Genomic DNA, 14,721 nt, shown 5'->3' on the forward strand with positions numbered 1-14,721 from the left:
GACGATCCGCTGAAGTCAGAGGCTGTTGTCATTCCGACCTTGTTGGGTGGCACGCGAACGTATGTCTCAAGTCGGAACCCGCACAGGTGATCTTCGCGTGCCGCACAGAAACAGGGCCTTGCTGGTAGCTCAGGAGTGCGAACCCGCTCCGAGCATCTGGAGGCCCTTTTGCCCTAGCCTGTCGCGTCCCTGCTGTCGGAGTCCAACTCTCATGTGCCGCTGTGCGATTGCCTCGCGCGCTGGTTCGGCAACGCAGGCGATCACTCTGGAGCCGATCGCCGTTTACACCGCGGCCTTCACTCGTGCGGGCTAATAGACGATCTTGCCCCGGTTTTGACCGTGCGTAATGCCTAGCCTTGCCGTGACGGCGAGTGGCCACCAGTGAGTGCGTGCCACCGCCTTAGAGCTCGGGGGTGCGGTGGAGGTTCGGGATGTGCGTCACGCATACGGTCGCCGTGAGGTCTTGCGGGGCCTCGACCTTGGTCTACGGCCTGGAGTGCTGGCCGGGATTGTCGGCGAGAACGGTGCGGGCAAGTCGACGCTGCTGAAGATCTTGTCCGGTGAGCTGCGCCCGCTGGGTGGCACGGTCCGTCATGAGGGCCGTTTCGGCTACTGCCCGCAGGACGTGGTGGTCAACGAGGCGCTGACCGTGCGACAGCATCTGGAGTTCTTCCGCGTCGCGCACGGGCTGTCGGATCTGCGGCACGCCGGGCAGGTGATGGAAGTGTTGCGGTTGTCGGAGTACGTCGATGAGCGTGCCGGCCTTCTCAGCGGCGGAACCCGTCAGAAGCTGAACCTGACCCTGGCGCTGATGCATGACCCACAGGTGCTGCTGCTGGACGAGCCTTACCAGGGTTTCGACTGGGAGACTTACCAGCGTTTCTGGGACTTGGCAGCCCGATTACGCGATACGGGCCGCTCAGTCCTTGTCGTCTCCCACCTGGCCTATGACGCTGAGCGCCTGGACGAGTTGTGGCGCCTTCAGGGCGGCGTGCTGCGCCCCGCTGAGGGGGCGCCGGCGTGAGGCGGCACCTGAACCTGTTCGTCACAGCAGTCCGCTTCGACCTGGTCGAACACGCCCGGAACAGGCTCGCCATGGTCCTGGTCGCCGTGTTCATCCCCTGCTGGATCAGCCTGGCGTACGCCGTCATCCCCAGCAGGCACCTGACCTTCCGCCTGCGGGCGACCGGCCAGCTCCTGGCACCGGCCGGCAACCAGATCACGCAGATCACCGGCGCCATCAACGCCGTCACCCTCATCACCGGGTTCATGATGTTCGCCGTCACGTTCAACGGCGGGCGCTTCGACCGCCGCCTGGCCTTGGCCGGTTACCCCCGCATCCATCTCGTCCTGGCCAAGACCACCTCGCTGACCCTGGCCTCCGGCGCCATCGCCGCCTATGCCACCGCGGTGATCTGCACGGCCTGGAGCCCTCGCCAGCCCCTGCTGCTCGCCGCCGCCTTGTTCTGCGGAGCGATGACCTACGGGGCGCTCGGCGTCGTCTTCGGTTCGCTGCTGCGCCGGGAGGTGGAGGGCATGTTCGCCCTGGTCATGACCAGCCTCGTCGATGTCGGCTTGCAAAGCCCCCTGGTCGGCGGCGGTGCCGGAAGCCAGGTCGTGCGGTTCCTGCCTACCTACGGCACCATGCAGGCTGCCTCAGCTGCGGGTTTCACCCGCGAGTGGCTGCCTGGTGATCTGGCCGTTCAGTTCTTGTGGTTCGCCGGCGCCGCGTTCCTGGGCCTGCTCGCCTTCCACCGCCGCACCAAGGACGCCTTGACCGCAAGACGATCCTTTTATATGCCGTGGCCGCCCAGGCACCGGCAACATGCGCGCCCGGCCCGGGCCACGTCGACGCCCCGTTGAGCAACATCCTGGCGCGACGGCTCGCAAACCCCTTACGAGAGACGGTTGCGTCCTCATCGCAGAGCGAAGCCCCGGCCCTGGAACCGAGCCGGTTGACTAGAAAGAGTTCACAGATGCTGGTAAGGCGATGGCTGGACGCGGCGGCTATCACCGATCCCGTCCTTCGGCACTGCTACACCGTGTGCTCGCGCGTGCTGGCCAATAACGACGGAGGGATCATCCGCTGGCAGATGTCGTGGCTGGCGTCGCGCGCCCTTCCCGCAGCGGCTCGGCCTCACATGTTGGCCTCAGACGCACACGCGTCTCGTGCCGACGCCTACGCGGATAGCGGCCCGGTCGAGGACCGTCAGCGCCGACTCGCCGCCTTCGCGGAGGCCACCAGTGCGGCCTTCGCCGTCGGTAGCTCGCACGACCCTGTCCTGCATGCCCTCGTGCACACCTACCAGACCTTCGGCATGCCGCTGTCACGAATTCAGGACATGTTCACCGCGATGCAGCGCGATGTCGACTTCCGTGACTTCGCCACCTTTGAGGAATTGAGCCAGTGGGCTGAGCAATTGAACACCTTTGGCTGGGCCAGCCTGTTACGGACGACGACAGCCACCGAATTGGTGGGAGTGGAGCCACTGGTACGCCAGCTCTCCGTGCTTTGCCAGGTAGCCGACGTGCTGTGTGACCTGTCAGAAGACCTTGATGACGGTCGTCTCTACCTGCCGCTGGAAGATCTCGACCGGTTTGAAGTAGCTCCTGCGGACCTCAAGGCCAAACAGTGGACACCCGCTATGTCCGACCTCATCGCGTTCGAGGCCGCGCGCGTCACTGACCGGCTGCCCGCCTTGGCCGCTGAACTGGAACACAGCCCCGTCAGCCCTTTCACCCACGCAGTGGGCGAGCATCTCCGGCTGCTCGTGGCCGCTGCGGTGGACGCAGGCCAGGACGTGCTACATCGGCCGGTCAAACCGCCTACGCGCCCCTTCCTCAACCTGTGGCGCCCCGTCATGCGCGCCGTCATCCCCTGCTGACCATCGAGAGGACTCGTCATGTCGGTAGCCGTGACCTCAGCCATGGGCAAACAGATGCCGCTCCTGGAGGCTGAGTTGCTGCGCTGGGTGGGCAGCGGCGACAGCATGCTGGAGCTGGCCTGCCTGGACGCTCTGTTCCCCCCGGGCAAGCTCCTTCGCCCCATCCTGTGTATGGAGTCGGCCAAAGCCGTCGGCGGCACCGCTGAGCAGGTGCTGGCGTTCGCTGCCGGCATCGAATGCCTGCACGTCGCGAGCCTCATCCACGACGACATCGTCGATCAGGACCCGGTACGCCGCGGGCGGGCTTCCACCGCCGAGCAGTACGGTATCGCCGAGGCTCTGGTAGCAGGCGACGGACTGTCGATGGCCGGAATCGCGGCCCTGCTCAGTGGCGGCCCCGCCGAGCGCGTACTGCACGCCGCACGCGTCACCGTCGAGGCGCTGCGCCACATGTGCCAGGGCATCATGCGCGAAACCGAGATCCGCGGCGACCTGACCTGCGGGGTACCCGCCGTCCTGAACGTCATGCAAGCCAAGACCGCCGCGCTGACCGGCGCCGCCTGCCAGGCCGGCGCCATCCTGGCCGGAGCAACCCCGGAGCAGGACCGGGCCCTACGCCAGTACGGAGAGCACCTCGGCACGGCCTTCCAGATCCGTGACGACCTGCTCCCCTACACCGCCGAGGACCAGATCACCGGCAAGACAGCCATCAGCGACGTCGCCAACCTGCAGCCCACCCTGCCCGTCCTGCTCGCCTACGAAGTGGCCGACAACGCCGACCGCGACCGCCTGACCACCGTATTCCACGGCGACACCGACCCCGTCACCGCACACCGAGACACCCTCGCCGTGCTGACACGCACCGGCGCCCTCACCAAGGCGGCCCAGATGGCATCCTCCCGCGCCGAACAAGCACACGTTGCACTCACCGGCCTCCCAGACTCCCTGCGCCTCGCCGAACTGGCCACCTCAGCAGCCAACCGTCAGCACTGAGCAGGGCCGGGGGACTGGCGCGCTGGCTGATGCTCCGTTTCCAGTCCCCGCCCCTGGTCTGCACCGGGCTTGCCGCTCAGCCCTTCAAGTACAGGAGGCCCGCGCTCTGAACACCTCCCGCATCCTCAAGCGCTCCGCTCTGGCCGTGGCCGGGGCCGCCGGTGTCCTGGCGGTGGCAGTGACTGTCATCCCTCAGGAGGAGACCCCGGCCGCTCGGAGTGTGAGAAGCTGTTGTCTTTTCGATCTTGAGAGATGCGCGTCGAACGGGAGTCCCGATCGGGTGGTCGCGGGGGGCTGGGCGCATACGAACAGGGCCTCCTGAACAGCTCGTTGGTGTCGAATCACCGAGCAGCAGGAGGCCCTGGTGCAGCAGTCTTGCGTGCCGATGGCCGGGCAGTCCAGCGCGGTCACCTGGGAGTGTGACTGCCTGGCTCACCGGTTCGGAAACGCCGCCGACAACCCGATGCGTGAGCGGCGGTATCCGACGGGGATGACGGACGCGGAGTGGGCCCGGGTCCTGCTGCTGCTGCCGGTGCCGGGCTGGATGCGCGGCCGGGTCGGCCGGCCGGAGGGGTACTGCCACCGGGCCATGCTCGATGCGATCCGGTATCTCGTGGACAACGGGATCAAGTGGCGGGCGATGCCCGCCGACTTCCCGCCGTGGGACCGCATCTACGCATTCTTCCGCCGCTGGCGCGACAACTGGCTGGTCAAGGAGTTCCACGACCGGTTGCGCGCGAGGGTCCGCGAGGAGCTGGGACGGGACGCGGAGCCGACGGCCGCAGTGATCGACTCGCAGTCCGTCAAGGCGGACGCCGTCATCGGCGCGGACAGCCGCGGCTTCGACGGCGGCAAACTGATCAACGGCCGCAAGCGGCATGTCGTGGTCGACACGCTCGGCCTGCTGCTGGGCGTGATGGTCACCGCCGCGGACACTGGCGACCGCACCGCCGCCCAGGTGCTGCTCAGGCAGGTCGCCGACGTGCACTACCGGCTGGAACTGGTCTGGGCCGACGGCGGCTACACCGGCAGCCTCGTCGCCTACTGCCTGGCCAGGCTCGCGCTGGTCCTGGCGATCGTGAAACGCAGCGACGACATGCGCGGCTTCGTGGTGCTGCCCAAGCGGTGGATCGTCGAGCGCCTCTTCGCCCACCTGATGCGAAGCCGCCGCCTGGTGCGCGACTTCGAGCGGCGCACCACCAGCGCCGAGGCGATGGTCTACTGGTCGATGATCGGGCTCATGACCCGTCGCCTGGCCCGGCCACACCCTGGGCGAGGGTGAACCGGCCCGGCTGCCGCTCGGCCAGCCAGCCCCGTGCGACCAGGCGTTTCGCCTTCGACCGCAGTGCCTCCACTCGTGCCGGCACCACGTCCATGCCGAACGCTTGGGCCATTTCCTGGCAGGTCAGCGGCCCTTGACGGAGCCGGTCCCGGTCCGCGAGCGCCCTGAGGATGCGCTGGTAGTCCACCGACAGCACCGACCCGTCAAGGCCCTCACGCCACACCGGCACCTGCGACTTCGGCTTCGCCGCAATCCGGGATCCCGGCGGCGCGTCTGTATCCCGCGGATCCTCAGCGACCTCCGTGCCAGCGGTGTTGCCGCCGTCCGGAGCCAGCACCGTGTCGACCCGCCTGCGGGCAATCGCCCACTCCTGCCATTCCTGCTCGGCCGCGGCCAGTTCGGCCTGGATGCGGTCGGCCTCTTCCCGCAGCCCGTCGACTCGACGGCGAGCGGCGAACTCGTGTTGTTCCAGCAGTCCGACGACCGACGGCATTCGTGACCTCCCGGGGAGCAACGACCCGACAGGCCACGACTCCCACGGAATCACCACTGCCATCCCCGACCAGCGGAAACACACCGATCACGCCCGAAAAGACAACAGCTTCTCAATGTCCGCAGTTGCCGACGATGTGGCTCCAGTGGGCAGGCGTCGGCTTGTTGACTGGCCACCCCGCGTACACCTTCACGCACTTTCCAGTGACCTTGTCATATACGGTGCGTGTCCCGAGCGGCCGGTGCAGGGTGGTGGACACCGGTCCCATCGCAGAGTTGGCCGCGCAGACCTTCCTCTTACTGTCGCGCGTGGTGAGTAGGGAGAGGGTGACGGTCTTGGTGGTCTCCGCAGCGGTCAGGCGGGCGTGAGTGCACCCACCAACGGCAACGTGATCGCTAAGGGTGCGCCCGCCCGAGTCCAGGACAACGGGGCCGTTCACCGGGGTAGCTCCAGCGGGAGGTGTCGGTGTACCCGCTTTGGTTGCCTGCCCGCACCCGCCCAGAAGCAGGCCTGCGACCAGGACACAGGATGCGGATCGAAGGCGCGATGTATGCCTCATACTCTTTTGATGCGGCCCGACGGCGATGGGTTCCAACATGGCGCCTACTTGGAGGGGTTGAGATTCAAATTGAGGGCGTTCAGGATGTCAGGGGCTTCGCTCCAATAGATGTAGGAGAACGCGTGCGGGTTCTCGGCCGTCGTCCCGGATCCTGCTGAGATCATGCCGCGGGCCTGTACGCTGGAGCCGTTGTCGGCATAGACCATTCCGCCGCTATCCCCCTCGGCGTTTGCCCAGTCACTGGTTGGTAGACGGGTGCCTTCAACACCGCGGGAAGTGTGTTGGTTGCCGTCGGAGGATTCTATGGTCCAGGTGACATCCTGGTGCGTCACCTCGATGCCGCACACGGTGCCGTAGCCCATGAAGAACGACGCGATGCCGTCCTCGCATACGTAGTCGCCGTTGTACGAGTAGGCGGCGCTGCTGATGGGCTTCCACGTCGTACTGTCGCTGACGTCCGCATTGTTGGAGCTACCTACCAGCTCTTCGGCGTCGTAGTAGTAGGAGAAGAGCGGGTCGACGCTGCCGACGTACTTGTCTTCCCCGGTATCCGAGGCGGTGTAGAACGTCCCGGTCGCGGGTGCCGGGGGGTTGTGTGTATAGATCTTGTCGCCCGGGCGGTAGCAGTGGGTGGCCGTCAGCAGAGCTTGCTTGCCGTCGCTCTTGCGGACAGTAGGCAAACCGGCCGTACAACGATAGAGGTAGTTGGGGCCATCGACGTGGTCCGGGCCCACAAGGCTGTCTCCACCGATGTAGGGGGCGCTGTCGCTCCACTTGCTGTCCCGCCAGGCTGTCGGTTTGACCGCCGCTGTTTTGACGAACCGGATCTTGAGGGGGCCCTGCTGGTCGCCAAGGGACACGTTGGGGGCCACGGCTGCCTGGTTCGTATCTGGGGTTCCGACCTCTAGACCACTGCCGTCCGGTTCGACAGCGACGTAGCTGATCGTGTACGACAGTGTCTTCTTCTGCTGTTGTGCATAGAGTGTGCTGCGTGCCGCGTGGAGTTGAGCGAGGGTATAGCGGGCCTTGCGTATGTCGATGAGGTCCGTGCGTATGTGAGGATCGCGCTTCTTGGCAGCACGGATGAGGCCGGCTGCCCGTGCCTGGTCAGTCACGTAGAGGTGGACGTCGCCTGCTGGGGCATCGATTCTCAGACCCGAATAGACGTCCTGGTAGCCCTGTTTACCTGCCGTGTCCAGCGCGGCAGCAATCCGGCGCAGCGGATCAAGCAGCCTCCTCTGCTGCGCGGGTGGAAGCTGCGCCACCTGAGCGTCGGTCAGCTTGACGGACGGGTGCGCACCGGCGTGCGGCATCGTCGTAGGGCCAGCAGGTGCCCCGAAGGCCGCCGCGGCGGTGAAGGTTAGGGATGCAGCAGCTGCGGTGACGACAGCCGCTCTAGTGATGGAAAGCAAGGCCCCCCTTTTTTGGTCTGATCGAGTACGAGGGATGAACGTGCGCATGAGCCCTCATGCCCTGATGCATATTCGGGGGGCGACCTCCCCGATCGCCCCTCCGGGGCGCACCCGAACCTTTGGGATGGTGGAGATCCCTGTCCGGAAGCGCATCAGCGATCGTATGCGGATGGTTCCTCAGTTGCGCAAAAATATTCCTGAGGCGACAGTCGACTCGGCTGAATATGTAGTATTCGGTGGCCTGTTTGCGTCGTAATCCAGACCTAAGACCCCACGCCGCGGGAACTGCTGTGTGCGATGCAGCAGATGCGAGACGACCTGCGAGCGGACCTTACGGCGTTCGCCGACCGGCTCGCCGAGATGGTCACCAAGGATGCGTACGCCGCCGACCGTCGTGCGGACGAGACGGGAGTCCACCGAGTCGTGGGCGGACCTGCTGCGTGACTGCCGCCGCCACGGCATGCGCGACCCGGGGCTGGTGATCGGCGACGGCGCGATGGGCCTGTGGAAGGCGTCGCCGAAGATGCAAGGTAAGTCTGCCCAACCACACCACCGGCAGGGCAGGCGGCTCGTCGTTGAAGACTCGGCGTGAAAGAAGGCGTTCGCCTCGCTCGTCGACCACCACGCAGTGGTGGTGTTCCTTGCCGATGTCCACTCCGGCCCAGATCTGGGGCACGGTCACCTCCGCCAGCTCGTCGTCACACATCGATCCCGCAGACGACCTCGCCGACGTTGTCCTACACAGCGATCGAGTCGCGTATCCCAATTAGCGGTCGAGTCGTCGCGGGGCTCCAGGCGGCCAAGTTCTTTGAGCCATCCAACGGCGACAAGCTCACAGCCATACCCGGAACCCCTGGGCCCGCCGATCTTACGAAGGACCAGCTCAGACCCATGCTTGGAAGGTAGGACAAGCTCAGCACGCATCCCTGACAGGCGCCGTTCGGAAGGGCCCCGGATCCTCGTGAGGGAGGCCGCCGATGACCTGTCGAAATGTGCATGTTTTAACCGTTCTGGGAGGGCGGTCGCCTCGCACCAGGCCGGGAAGCTGGGTGCGGCCGTGCTGTACGTCACGCGCGAGCCGGAGCTGACGGACTTCTACGCCGGGCTCGGCTTCGCCCTCTCCCCCGACGGCATCGGCATCCCCACCCCGACCGGGCTCATCTGCCACGGCCCGATCACGGGCCTTCGCTTCTCGGTGAAGTCGCTGCGTACCGGCGTCCGGATGGAGTCCATGCCTACCCCCTACGGGCGGCAGCTGGTTATCTGTGGCGTTCTGCCTGTTCCCGCGCGCTGACCTCAGCAGCGGGTGACCGTGAAGCCCGCGTCGTTGACGGCGGCCGTCCACACGCCGCGGTCGAACCACTTGGTGATGTCCGGCTGCATGTCGGTGATGGTGCGCATCCGGGCTTCCCAGTCGTGCCCGACAGGGCCGCGGTCGCCGCATCCGGTGCAGCCGTCCTCGCCGTGGATGTGGCCAGCCCTCCACGCGTTGACGGCGACGTTGATAATGACCGCGTACAGGTCGCCGCCGGTCTGGGCCAGGGCGTCCGGGACGTCGGCGAGGACCAGGGCGAGTTCGGGGTTGCCGACCGGCGGCATCGGGGCCCGGCCCACCCCCTTGTCTCTGCTGCTCCTTTCGTAGGAGGAGAGACTCTGCGCGAGGCGGCCAGCAGTGGCCCTGGCGTCGAAGTACCGCCAGGCGGAGCGCACCTGGATCCCAAGCCGCTCCGCCACCGTGCTCATGTTCTTCTCGATGGTGTCCTCAACGGTCGACGGCGCGAGCGTCACTCCCCGATGAGCCAGCTCCGCGAGCGTCTGGGCAACGGCTTCCTTGAATGCCTTCGTGTTCCGCACCAGCGAATCGTAGGCCCGCTGAAGCGGGCCCTGGGCGGCTTTCACCTGCTTCGATCGGCTCACCGGCCCCAGGAGCCGGCCGTTGGGGAAGGATGGAGGCGTGGCTTACGGAGGGGGCGTTGTGCGGCTGACGATCGACACCGAGACGGACACCTATGAGGAGGCGATTGCCGCTGTCCAGGCTGCCTACGGCCTGCGTCCTGTGACTCCAGCCGACTGGCCGGAGGCTCCGGCCGGGGAGCCCCGGCCCGATCCGCAGGACCTGAGCTGTGACGACCTCGGTGGCGGCTGGAGCGACCAGCTGCTCTTCCGGATGATCGCTTCGCTGATGCCCGGGGCCCGGGGAGTTCTGCGCCGGATCACCGACGTAGGCGGGACCGCCTCGTACGACGACGTCCAGCGCTACTTCGCCGACCATCCCACGGCCCCGATCCCGCCATCACGGATCGGCGGGACACTGACCAGTGTGAAGGCGGTGCAGCGCCGAGTCGGCCCGGACAGCGCGGGTCCCCTGCTCCAACGGGACGAACGAGCACGGCGCTACCGCATCGACGGCACACTCGTGGCCGGGCTCACCAGAGCCTTCGCCATGGCCGATTCCCGCCCCGACCTGCTGCGTGGAGAACCGGCCTGACCGGCCACCTGATCGGGGGACCCGGCCAGCAGGTCCGCTCTGCTGCTCAGTCGGCACGGGCGATCGCATCGAGCCGCCTGTCCAGGCGTGCCAGGTCGGGATGGTCGAGGAGCTCCTTGAGGACGCACTGCCGCATCTCGTGGATGTAGGCGTCGGTCAGCTCTTGGGGCGTCACTGCGAGCCCCTGCGCCACTCGGGCTGTGGTCGCCTCGGACAGGCCGTCGGACAGGGCGACGGCCGCCAGGATCAGGATCGATTTGTGGGTGTCCGGGGCGTCGATGTCGTAGCCGGCCAGGCGGCAGTGGTGTAGCAGCCAGCTGGCGAACCGACTCCTGCGCAGTTCGTCACGGGACATGGCGGTCTCCCTGGTTGAGCCAGCCCGGCCGCGCGATTCGGGCCGGGGAAGTATCGGTCGGCATAGGGGCAGCGCCCCGTCTCTGGGGGCATGCCGGTCATAGGTAGGGCCCCGGGCGAGGCGGTTCGCGAGCGCCTCGTCACACTGATCGGCGACGAGTCGTACGAAAGTTCCGACACGTGGCGACGCGAGAGGGGGCGGCGTCCTACGGGTGCTGCTCCAGCCACCAGAAGGCGAGACCAGCGAGGCCAGTTCCGATGCCGTAGCACAGGCCGCGCAGCAGATGGGTGGCGGCGGTGTGACGACGCCGGCGGATCCACGTCAAGGCCCGTGCCACGGTGCCTTGACGCGGGTCCAGGCTGGGCATGGTGGTCGTGGCGGGGGCCGGGGGCTTACTCTGCATGTGGAAAAGCTCCTTCCGGGGGCTTTGCAGGAGAGCCCGTTGGACGGTCGGTGGCCTAGGAACCTGTGACCTTCCGGTGGGCTCTTCTCGTGTCCGGGCGGTGTCAGTGCTGGTTGCCGCAGTTCTGCAGCCGGTCGGCGAGTTCGCGCTCGGGCAGCACCAGGACGTCGTCGGGCTCGTGGGCGGCGAGCCGTTCGACTTCCTCGGTCAGACGGGGCACCGGTGTGGCGGTGCAGTGGCGACGGACGTATCCGGCGAACTGCTCGACGACGTTGAGGAATTCATCGTCGGGGCCGTCGATGTCCTGCTGGAGCTCCTTGCGCCACTGGCGTGCTTCCTTCACCTCTCCCTGCTCCAGGTGATGCAGGTACAGGCAGTAGGTGGCGGCCCGGTGCCCGGCGCCGGCAGCCAGCTGCCACCAGAAGCAGGCGCTTTCGGGATGTCCGGCCAGGTAGAGCATGCAGGCGAAGACCTGGGCGCCGTCGACGTCCAGGTCCGCCACCGAGACCTCCTTCAGATCGACCGTTTCCTCCTCGCCGATCTCTTCGGCCAGGCGCTGGACATGACCGGCGGCCTGGGGCTGGTTGAGCACCCAGCGGGCGACCACGCACAGCTGGTGCCCCGCACGGGGTCCGGGCGGCACATCGCCGTCGGCCGGGGCGCTGCGGCGGGCGCGCTGGCGGGGAGCGGGCCAGGCGGAGGCCGTGTAGCCGGCCTCGCGGGCGAGCCGGTGCAGGCCGGCGCTGACGTCGAAGGAGCGCCGCTCCTCGTGCAACGCCTTCCCAGCCGCCTTGAGACGTTCTTCCACGCTGCTCACGCGAGATCCCCTTCCTTCTTCAGGTACGACGAGACGGCCCGCTGCAGGCGGTCCTTGCCCTTGCGGCCGTGGTAGTCGACCGTGCTGGGAGTCACACCCATGTACCAGCTGATCTTCTTCGTGTCGTACGACAGGACGTGCCGGAGCACGATGACGTCGAACTGGCGCGGCGGCAGGCTGGACATCGCCTTGAACAGGCCGATGTCGCTGTGCAGGAGGGACAGCTTCTTGCGGAAGTTCTCCAGCGTCTGCGATATGACGACCCGGCGCAGGATCGTCCAGGCCTGCTGCTGGAGGTTGCTTTCCCCCAGCAGGGCGTTCCAGTGGTTCAGGATCTCCAGGAAGGCGCGGTGGACGGCCTCTTCCGCGGAGTCGTTGGTGCCGAGGTAGAACAGGGCGTACTCGTGGAACGGCTCCTGGGTGGCCACGTAAAGGGCCTCGAACTCCAGGGGCAGCGGGAGTACCGCGTCGGCGTCGGCGACGGGGCCGCCGCTGTCCTCCGCGCGTACGTCTTCGGTCATGAGTCCTCTTCGTTGAGGGCTGGGTCGGAGAGCGGGCTCAACACGGTTGATCCCGTTCGCTGGTGAGGACTACTCAAGCGGCCGAAGGGGCCGAACACGCATGCTCCAGGCATCGAAAATCACTCAGCGAACACCGCCAAACGCGTTAAGTGATCTCAGTGATGGGTCTCATGCGCCATGAACTGCCCTTTTGTGCCGCACCCCCAGGGGCGCACGCCCGGCGTAGTGCGCCCTCTTGTGGCGCACCTCACTGCCCACTGTTGGCAGGTTCACGCCTTTGGGCACCACGAACGGGTGACATCCACTCGAAATACCCACCAGGCGGAACGTTTTCTCGCTTCGCCGATGAGCTACCGGCACGTCAACAACGGTCGAAACATGGCACCTTGCACCGAACGTGACGGAAATGAACCGCACGAGGCGCCTGGGTGGCCCGCACGACCCCCTGCAAACACACGAGCGAGCCCCGACCGCACCGGTCCGGGTGTGACTGAGCGCCGTGGTTGGCGGGTTTCGCCAACCACGGCGCTCAGCTACTCCTTATGACGGCATCGCCGCGAGGCTCTGCGTGTCGTCAGGCGACGTCGCGGCACAGGGCGAACGCCTGGATATATCCGCCGCTGGTGTGTGACTTGGCTACCCAGGCGTTCGGCCTGCTCTCGGACGGTGCGTTGACGTCCACAGAGTCGTATGGCGTCCCGCCGTTGCTGTACACCGGAGTGATCGCGTAGCCGCCGGTCACCAGGTTGGTGCCGTCCGGGCACTGGGCGTACGAGACGTCGCCGCCCTTGCGCACGTAGTCGCCGACGGCGCGGGTGGGCGCCGAACTGCTGTCACACAGGGCATAGGCACTGATCCGGCCGACGTGCGGTTTGGCCGCCCACGCGCCGGGGTGGCTCACCGAAGGGGCATTGACCTCCACGGTGTCGGAGTACGCACCCCCATACGTGTATGCGGGCGCAGCGGAGTAGCCGCCGCCGACCAGCTGTGTGCCTTCTGGGCACTGCGCCCAGGACACTCCATCCGGCCCTACCTCGGGCCCGCTGACCGCCCGCACTGTACTGTCCGCCGCAGCCGCCGGCACAGCCATAGCCGGCAGTCCCACCACCGCGATGCCTGCCGCCGCGGCCACACAACCGATCCACCGGCGGATCCCCGGACTCGTGAAACTCATCAGTTCCCGTCCCCTTCATCAGCTGCTGGTCCTCTGAACAGCGCCCTTCCAGGAGGAGCGCCAGGGGAACACTGCGTGCCGAGCCACGACGGGAAACAACAATCGAAGATCATCCATGCGTAGGAATGAACGCCTCCGGATACGCACCCATGAGCTGGACGCTTCTGCTACTTCGCGAACCTCAGAACATTCCTCAGAAGAGACTCCTAGATACCGATTCCCCTGAAAACGCCGCAGGTGGGAAGCCTCGCCGCTACCCTGCCCGCCAACCCCAGCGCTCAGAGCCGCCAAGCAAGGCGCTAACTCGCCAGGCCAAGCGCTCAGTCTCACCGGGCTCGTGGGCTGTTCGGGGCGCGGCTGCTACAGGTCGAACTCGAGGTGCTCGATATCCGTGAAGCGGACCTCCTCCAGCTGTCCGGCACGGCGGCCGTTGTCCTGGAAGTACAGCTGGTCACGAAGTGTCCGAGCCACGCGTGTGGGGAGTGACCGAGGCCGGCGCCAGCGACCAGCAGCTGCCAGAGATCGCAACCGAAGGGCTCAAGGAGGTCCCCCGGGCGACGGGGCTCCTGCCTCCCGGCTCGGGCCGGGATCTGCCAGGTCAGCTGATGCCGAGCCGGTTCAGTGCGGTCGTCCAGTCGGAGGCGAGCGCTTCCTGTGCCGCCTTGAGGGTGACCTTCCCCGAGCAGACCGCAGTGTGCAGCTTCGACTCCACCGGGTCCTTGAGGTTGTTCACCCCGGATCCCGGCTTGTGGGCCGGGTCCGGCGGCTCCACCCACAGATTCCGGGCGTCGTTCGGGTCGCCGCCGACCTCGAGGCTGAGGAGGTGGTCGTACTCCGCGTCCTTGAGGCTGCCCTTGTAGCCGTAGGAGGCGGCGTTCAGCCGCTTCTCCTTCCCGGTGACCGCCTCCGGCGGCCGGATGCCCTTGGTGTAGCCGCCCTTGCGGCAGATCGTCGACGCCAGATTCGCCTGCGTCACCGCCGGCGAGACGGCACCCGGCGTGCACCTCGCATCCGGCAGCGGCTCCCCCTTCTCGTACCGGTACGTGCACCTGCCCGCGGGAGGCTGCTGCTGCACCGTGTACATCTTCTGCGGGCCCGCCCCCACCGCGATCCCCGGCGCCGGCCCTCCCGCCGGGACCGCGCTGCCCGACGGCCCGGCCGCCGCTGCCGCGTCCTTGCCGGACGTGACCGAGCCGGAATGTGAACCCGAGGAACAGCCTGCCAGCACAAGGCAGGCGAGCAGCGCCACTGGTACGGCGCGGTACATGGAACGCATTGACGGCCCCTCACGAACGAGCGATAGCTGGCCACATGCTCCCCAGCCGCGAAGGCCTTCTAC

At 67.0% G+C, this 14,721-nt stretch carries 17 protein-coding genes and 2 pseudogenes; 8 read left to right on the top strand and 11 right to left on the bottom strand.

Annotated elements, in window-relative coordinates:
* Positions 1-418: 418 nt before the first annotated feature.
* From ACZ60X_RS33265 to ACZ60X_RS33285, 5 genes are all read left to right on the top strand, one after another.
* Complete coding sequence (locus tag ACZ60X_RS33265) at positions 419-1,024, top strand: ABC transporter ATP-binding protein (protein ID WP_469606808.1); 606 nt, start codon at positions 419-421, stop codon at positions 1,022-1,024.
* Entirely contained in the window at positions 1,021-1,863 is an 843-nt protein-coding gene (locus ACZ60X_RS33270) for an ABC transporter permease (RefSeq protein WP_469606517.1), read from the top strand. Before ACZ60X_RS33265 ends, ACZ60X_RS33270 begins: the two co-directional genes overlap by 4 nt.
* Before the next feature lie 113 nt (positions 1,864-1,976).
* On the top strand, positions 1,977-2,885 hold the full coding sequence (locus tag ACZ60X_RS33275) for a phytoene/squalene synthase family protein (RefSeq protein WP_469606520.1): 909 nt from the start codon (positions 1,977-1,979) through the stop codon (positions 2,883-2,885).
* Positions 2,886-2,903: 18 nt separating this feature from the next.
* Positions 2,904-3,878 (top strand): polyprenyl synthetase family protein, encoded by a 975-nt coding sequence (locus ACZ60X_RS33280; RefSeq protein WP_469606523.1) that lies wholly within the window; start codon positions 2,904-2,906, stop codon positions 3,876-3,878.
* Positions 3,879-4,242: 364 nt separating this feature from the next.
* Positions 4,243-5,160 carry an IS5 family transposase gene (locus ACZ60X_RS33285; protein WP_469606526.1) on the top strand — a complete coding sequence of 306 codons (918 nt, stop codon included), beginning with the start codon at positions 4,243-4,245 and terminating at the stop codon, positions 5,158-5,160.
* Here the strand turns inward: ACZ60X_RS33285 and ACZ60X_RS33290 are convergent.
* Positions 5,117-5,653: a hypothetical protein gene (locus tag ACZ60X_RS33290; RefSeq protein ID WP_469606529.1), complete on the bottom strand. Its 537-nt coding sequence runs from the start codon at positions 5,651-5,653 to the stop codon at positions 5,117-5,119. The two genes, ACZ60X_RS33285 and ACZ60X_RS33290, sit on opposite strands and share 44 nt — an antisense overlap.
* Positions 5,654-6,256: 603 nt before the next feature.
* Complete coding sequence (locus ACZ60X_RS33295; RefSeq protein WP_469606531.1) at positions 6,257-7,672, bottom strand: trypsin-like serine protease; 1,416 nt, start codon at positions 7,670-7,672, stop codon at positions 6,257-6,259.
* 258 nt (positions 7,673-7,930) lie between these two features.
* Between ACZ60X_RS33295 and ACZ60X_RS33300 the strand changes: the two genes are divergently transcribed.
* Positions 7,931-8,068, top strand: a complete 138-nt coding sequence (locus ACZ60X_RS33300; protein ID WP_469606817.1) for a hypothetical protein — start codon at positions 7,931-7,933, stop codon at positions 8,066-8,068.
* A gap of 103 nt (positions 8,069-8,171) precedes the next feature.
* Here the strand turns inward: ACZ60X_RS33300 and ACZ60X_RS33305 are convergent.
* A pseudogene (locus tag ACZ60X_RS33305) lies at positions 8,172-8,330 on the bottom strand (IS110 family transposase); the annotation flags it as partial.
* Between the two features lie 351 nt (positions 8,331-8,681).
* Between ACZ60X_RS33305 and ACZ60X_RS33310 the strand changes: the two are divergent.
* On the top strand, positions 8,682-8,918 hold the full coding sequence (locus ACZ60X_RS33310) for a hypothetical protein (RefSeq protein WP_469606533.1): 237 nt from the start codon (positions 8,682-8,684) through the stop codon (positions 8,916-8,918).
* 2 nt (positions 8,919-8,920) lie between these two features.
* On the opposite strand, the gene ACZ60X_RS33315 is transcribed toward ACZ60X_RS33310, so the two are convergent.
* Positions 8,921-9,478, bottom strand: a complete 558-nt coding sequence (locus ACZ60X_RS33315) for a hypothetical protein (RefSeq protein WP_469606535.1) — start codon at positions 9,476-9,478, stop codon at positions 8,921-8,923.
* Between the two features lie 100 nt (positions 9,479-9,578).
* Here ACZ60X_RS33315 and ACZ60X_RS33320 point away from each other — a divergent pair, with 100 nt between their 5' ends.
* On the top strand, positions 9,579-10,112 hold the full coding sequence (locus ACZ60X_RS33320; RefSeq protein ID WP_469606537.1) for a hypothetical protein: 534 nt from the start codon (positions 9,579-9,581) through the stop codon (positions 10,110-10,112).
* 46 nt (positions 10,113-10,158) lie between these two features.
* Here ACZ60X_RS33320 and ACZ60X_RS33325 read toward each other — a convergent pair whose 3' ends face one another.
* The 7 genes and pseudogenes from ACZ60X_RS33325 to ACZ60X_RS33355 all read right to left on the bottom strand — a co-directional run bounded on the left by ACZ60X_RS33325 (position 10,159) and on the right by ACZ60X_RS33355 (position 14,658).
* Positions 10,159-10,467 carry a hypothetical protein gene (locus ACZ60X_RS33325; protein WP_469606540.1) on the bottom strand — a complete coding sequence of 103 codons (309 nt, stop codon included), beginning with the start codon at positions 10,465-10,467 and terminating at the stop codon, positions 10,159-10,161.
* Between the two features lie 205 nt (positions 10,468-10,672).
* Positions 10,673-10,870 carry a hypothetical protein gene (locus ACZ60X_RS33330; protein ID WP_469606544.1) on the bottom strand — a complete coding sequence of 66 codons (198 nt, stop codon included), beginning with the start codon at positions 10,868-10,870 and terminating at the stop codon, positions 10,673-10,675.
* A gap of 103 nt (positions 10,871-10,973) precedes the next feature.
* The gene (locus tag ACZ60X_RS33335) at positions 10,974-11,687 is read right to left on the bottom strand and encodes a hypothetical protein (protein WP_469606547.1); all 714 of its coding nucleotides are present in this window, start codon (positions 11,685-11,687) and stop codon (positions 10,974-10,976) included.
* Positions 11,684-12,208, bottom strand: a complete 525-nt coding sequence (locus ACZ60X_RS33340; protein ID WP_469606550.1) for an RNA polymerase sigma factor — start codon at positions 12,206-12,208, stop codon at positions 11,684-11,686. The genes ACZ60X_RS33335 and ACZ60X_RS33340 overlap by 4 nt, the downstream gene beginning before the upstream one ends.
* Before the next feature lie 574 nt (positions 12,209-12,782).
* Complete coding sequence (locus ACZ60X_RS33345) at positions 12,783-13,130, bottom strand: hypothetical protein (RefSeq protein ID WP_469606553.1); 348 nt, start codon at positions 13,128-13,130, stop codon at positions 12,783-12,785.
* A 612-nt stretch (positions 13,131-13,742) separates the two neighbouring features.
* Positions 13,743-13,832 (bottom strand): annotated as a pseudogene (locus tag ACZ60X_RS33350) (telomere-protecting terminal protein Tpg); the annotation flags it as partial.
* A 148-nt stretch (positions 13,833-13,980) separates the two neighbouring features.
* A complete protein-coding gene (locus ACZ60X_RS33355; RefSeq protein WP_469606555.1) occupies positions 13,981-14,658 on the bottom strand; it encodes a hypothetical protein in 678 nt (225 codons plus the stop codon).
* Positions 14,659-14,721: the final 63 nt, after the last annotated feature.

It is taken from the genome of Streptomyces sp. NPDC104106, from assembly GCF_055584345.1.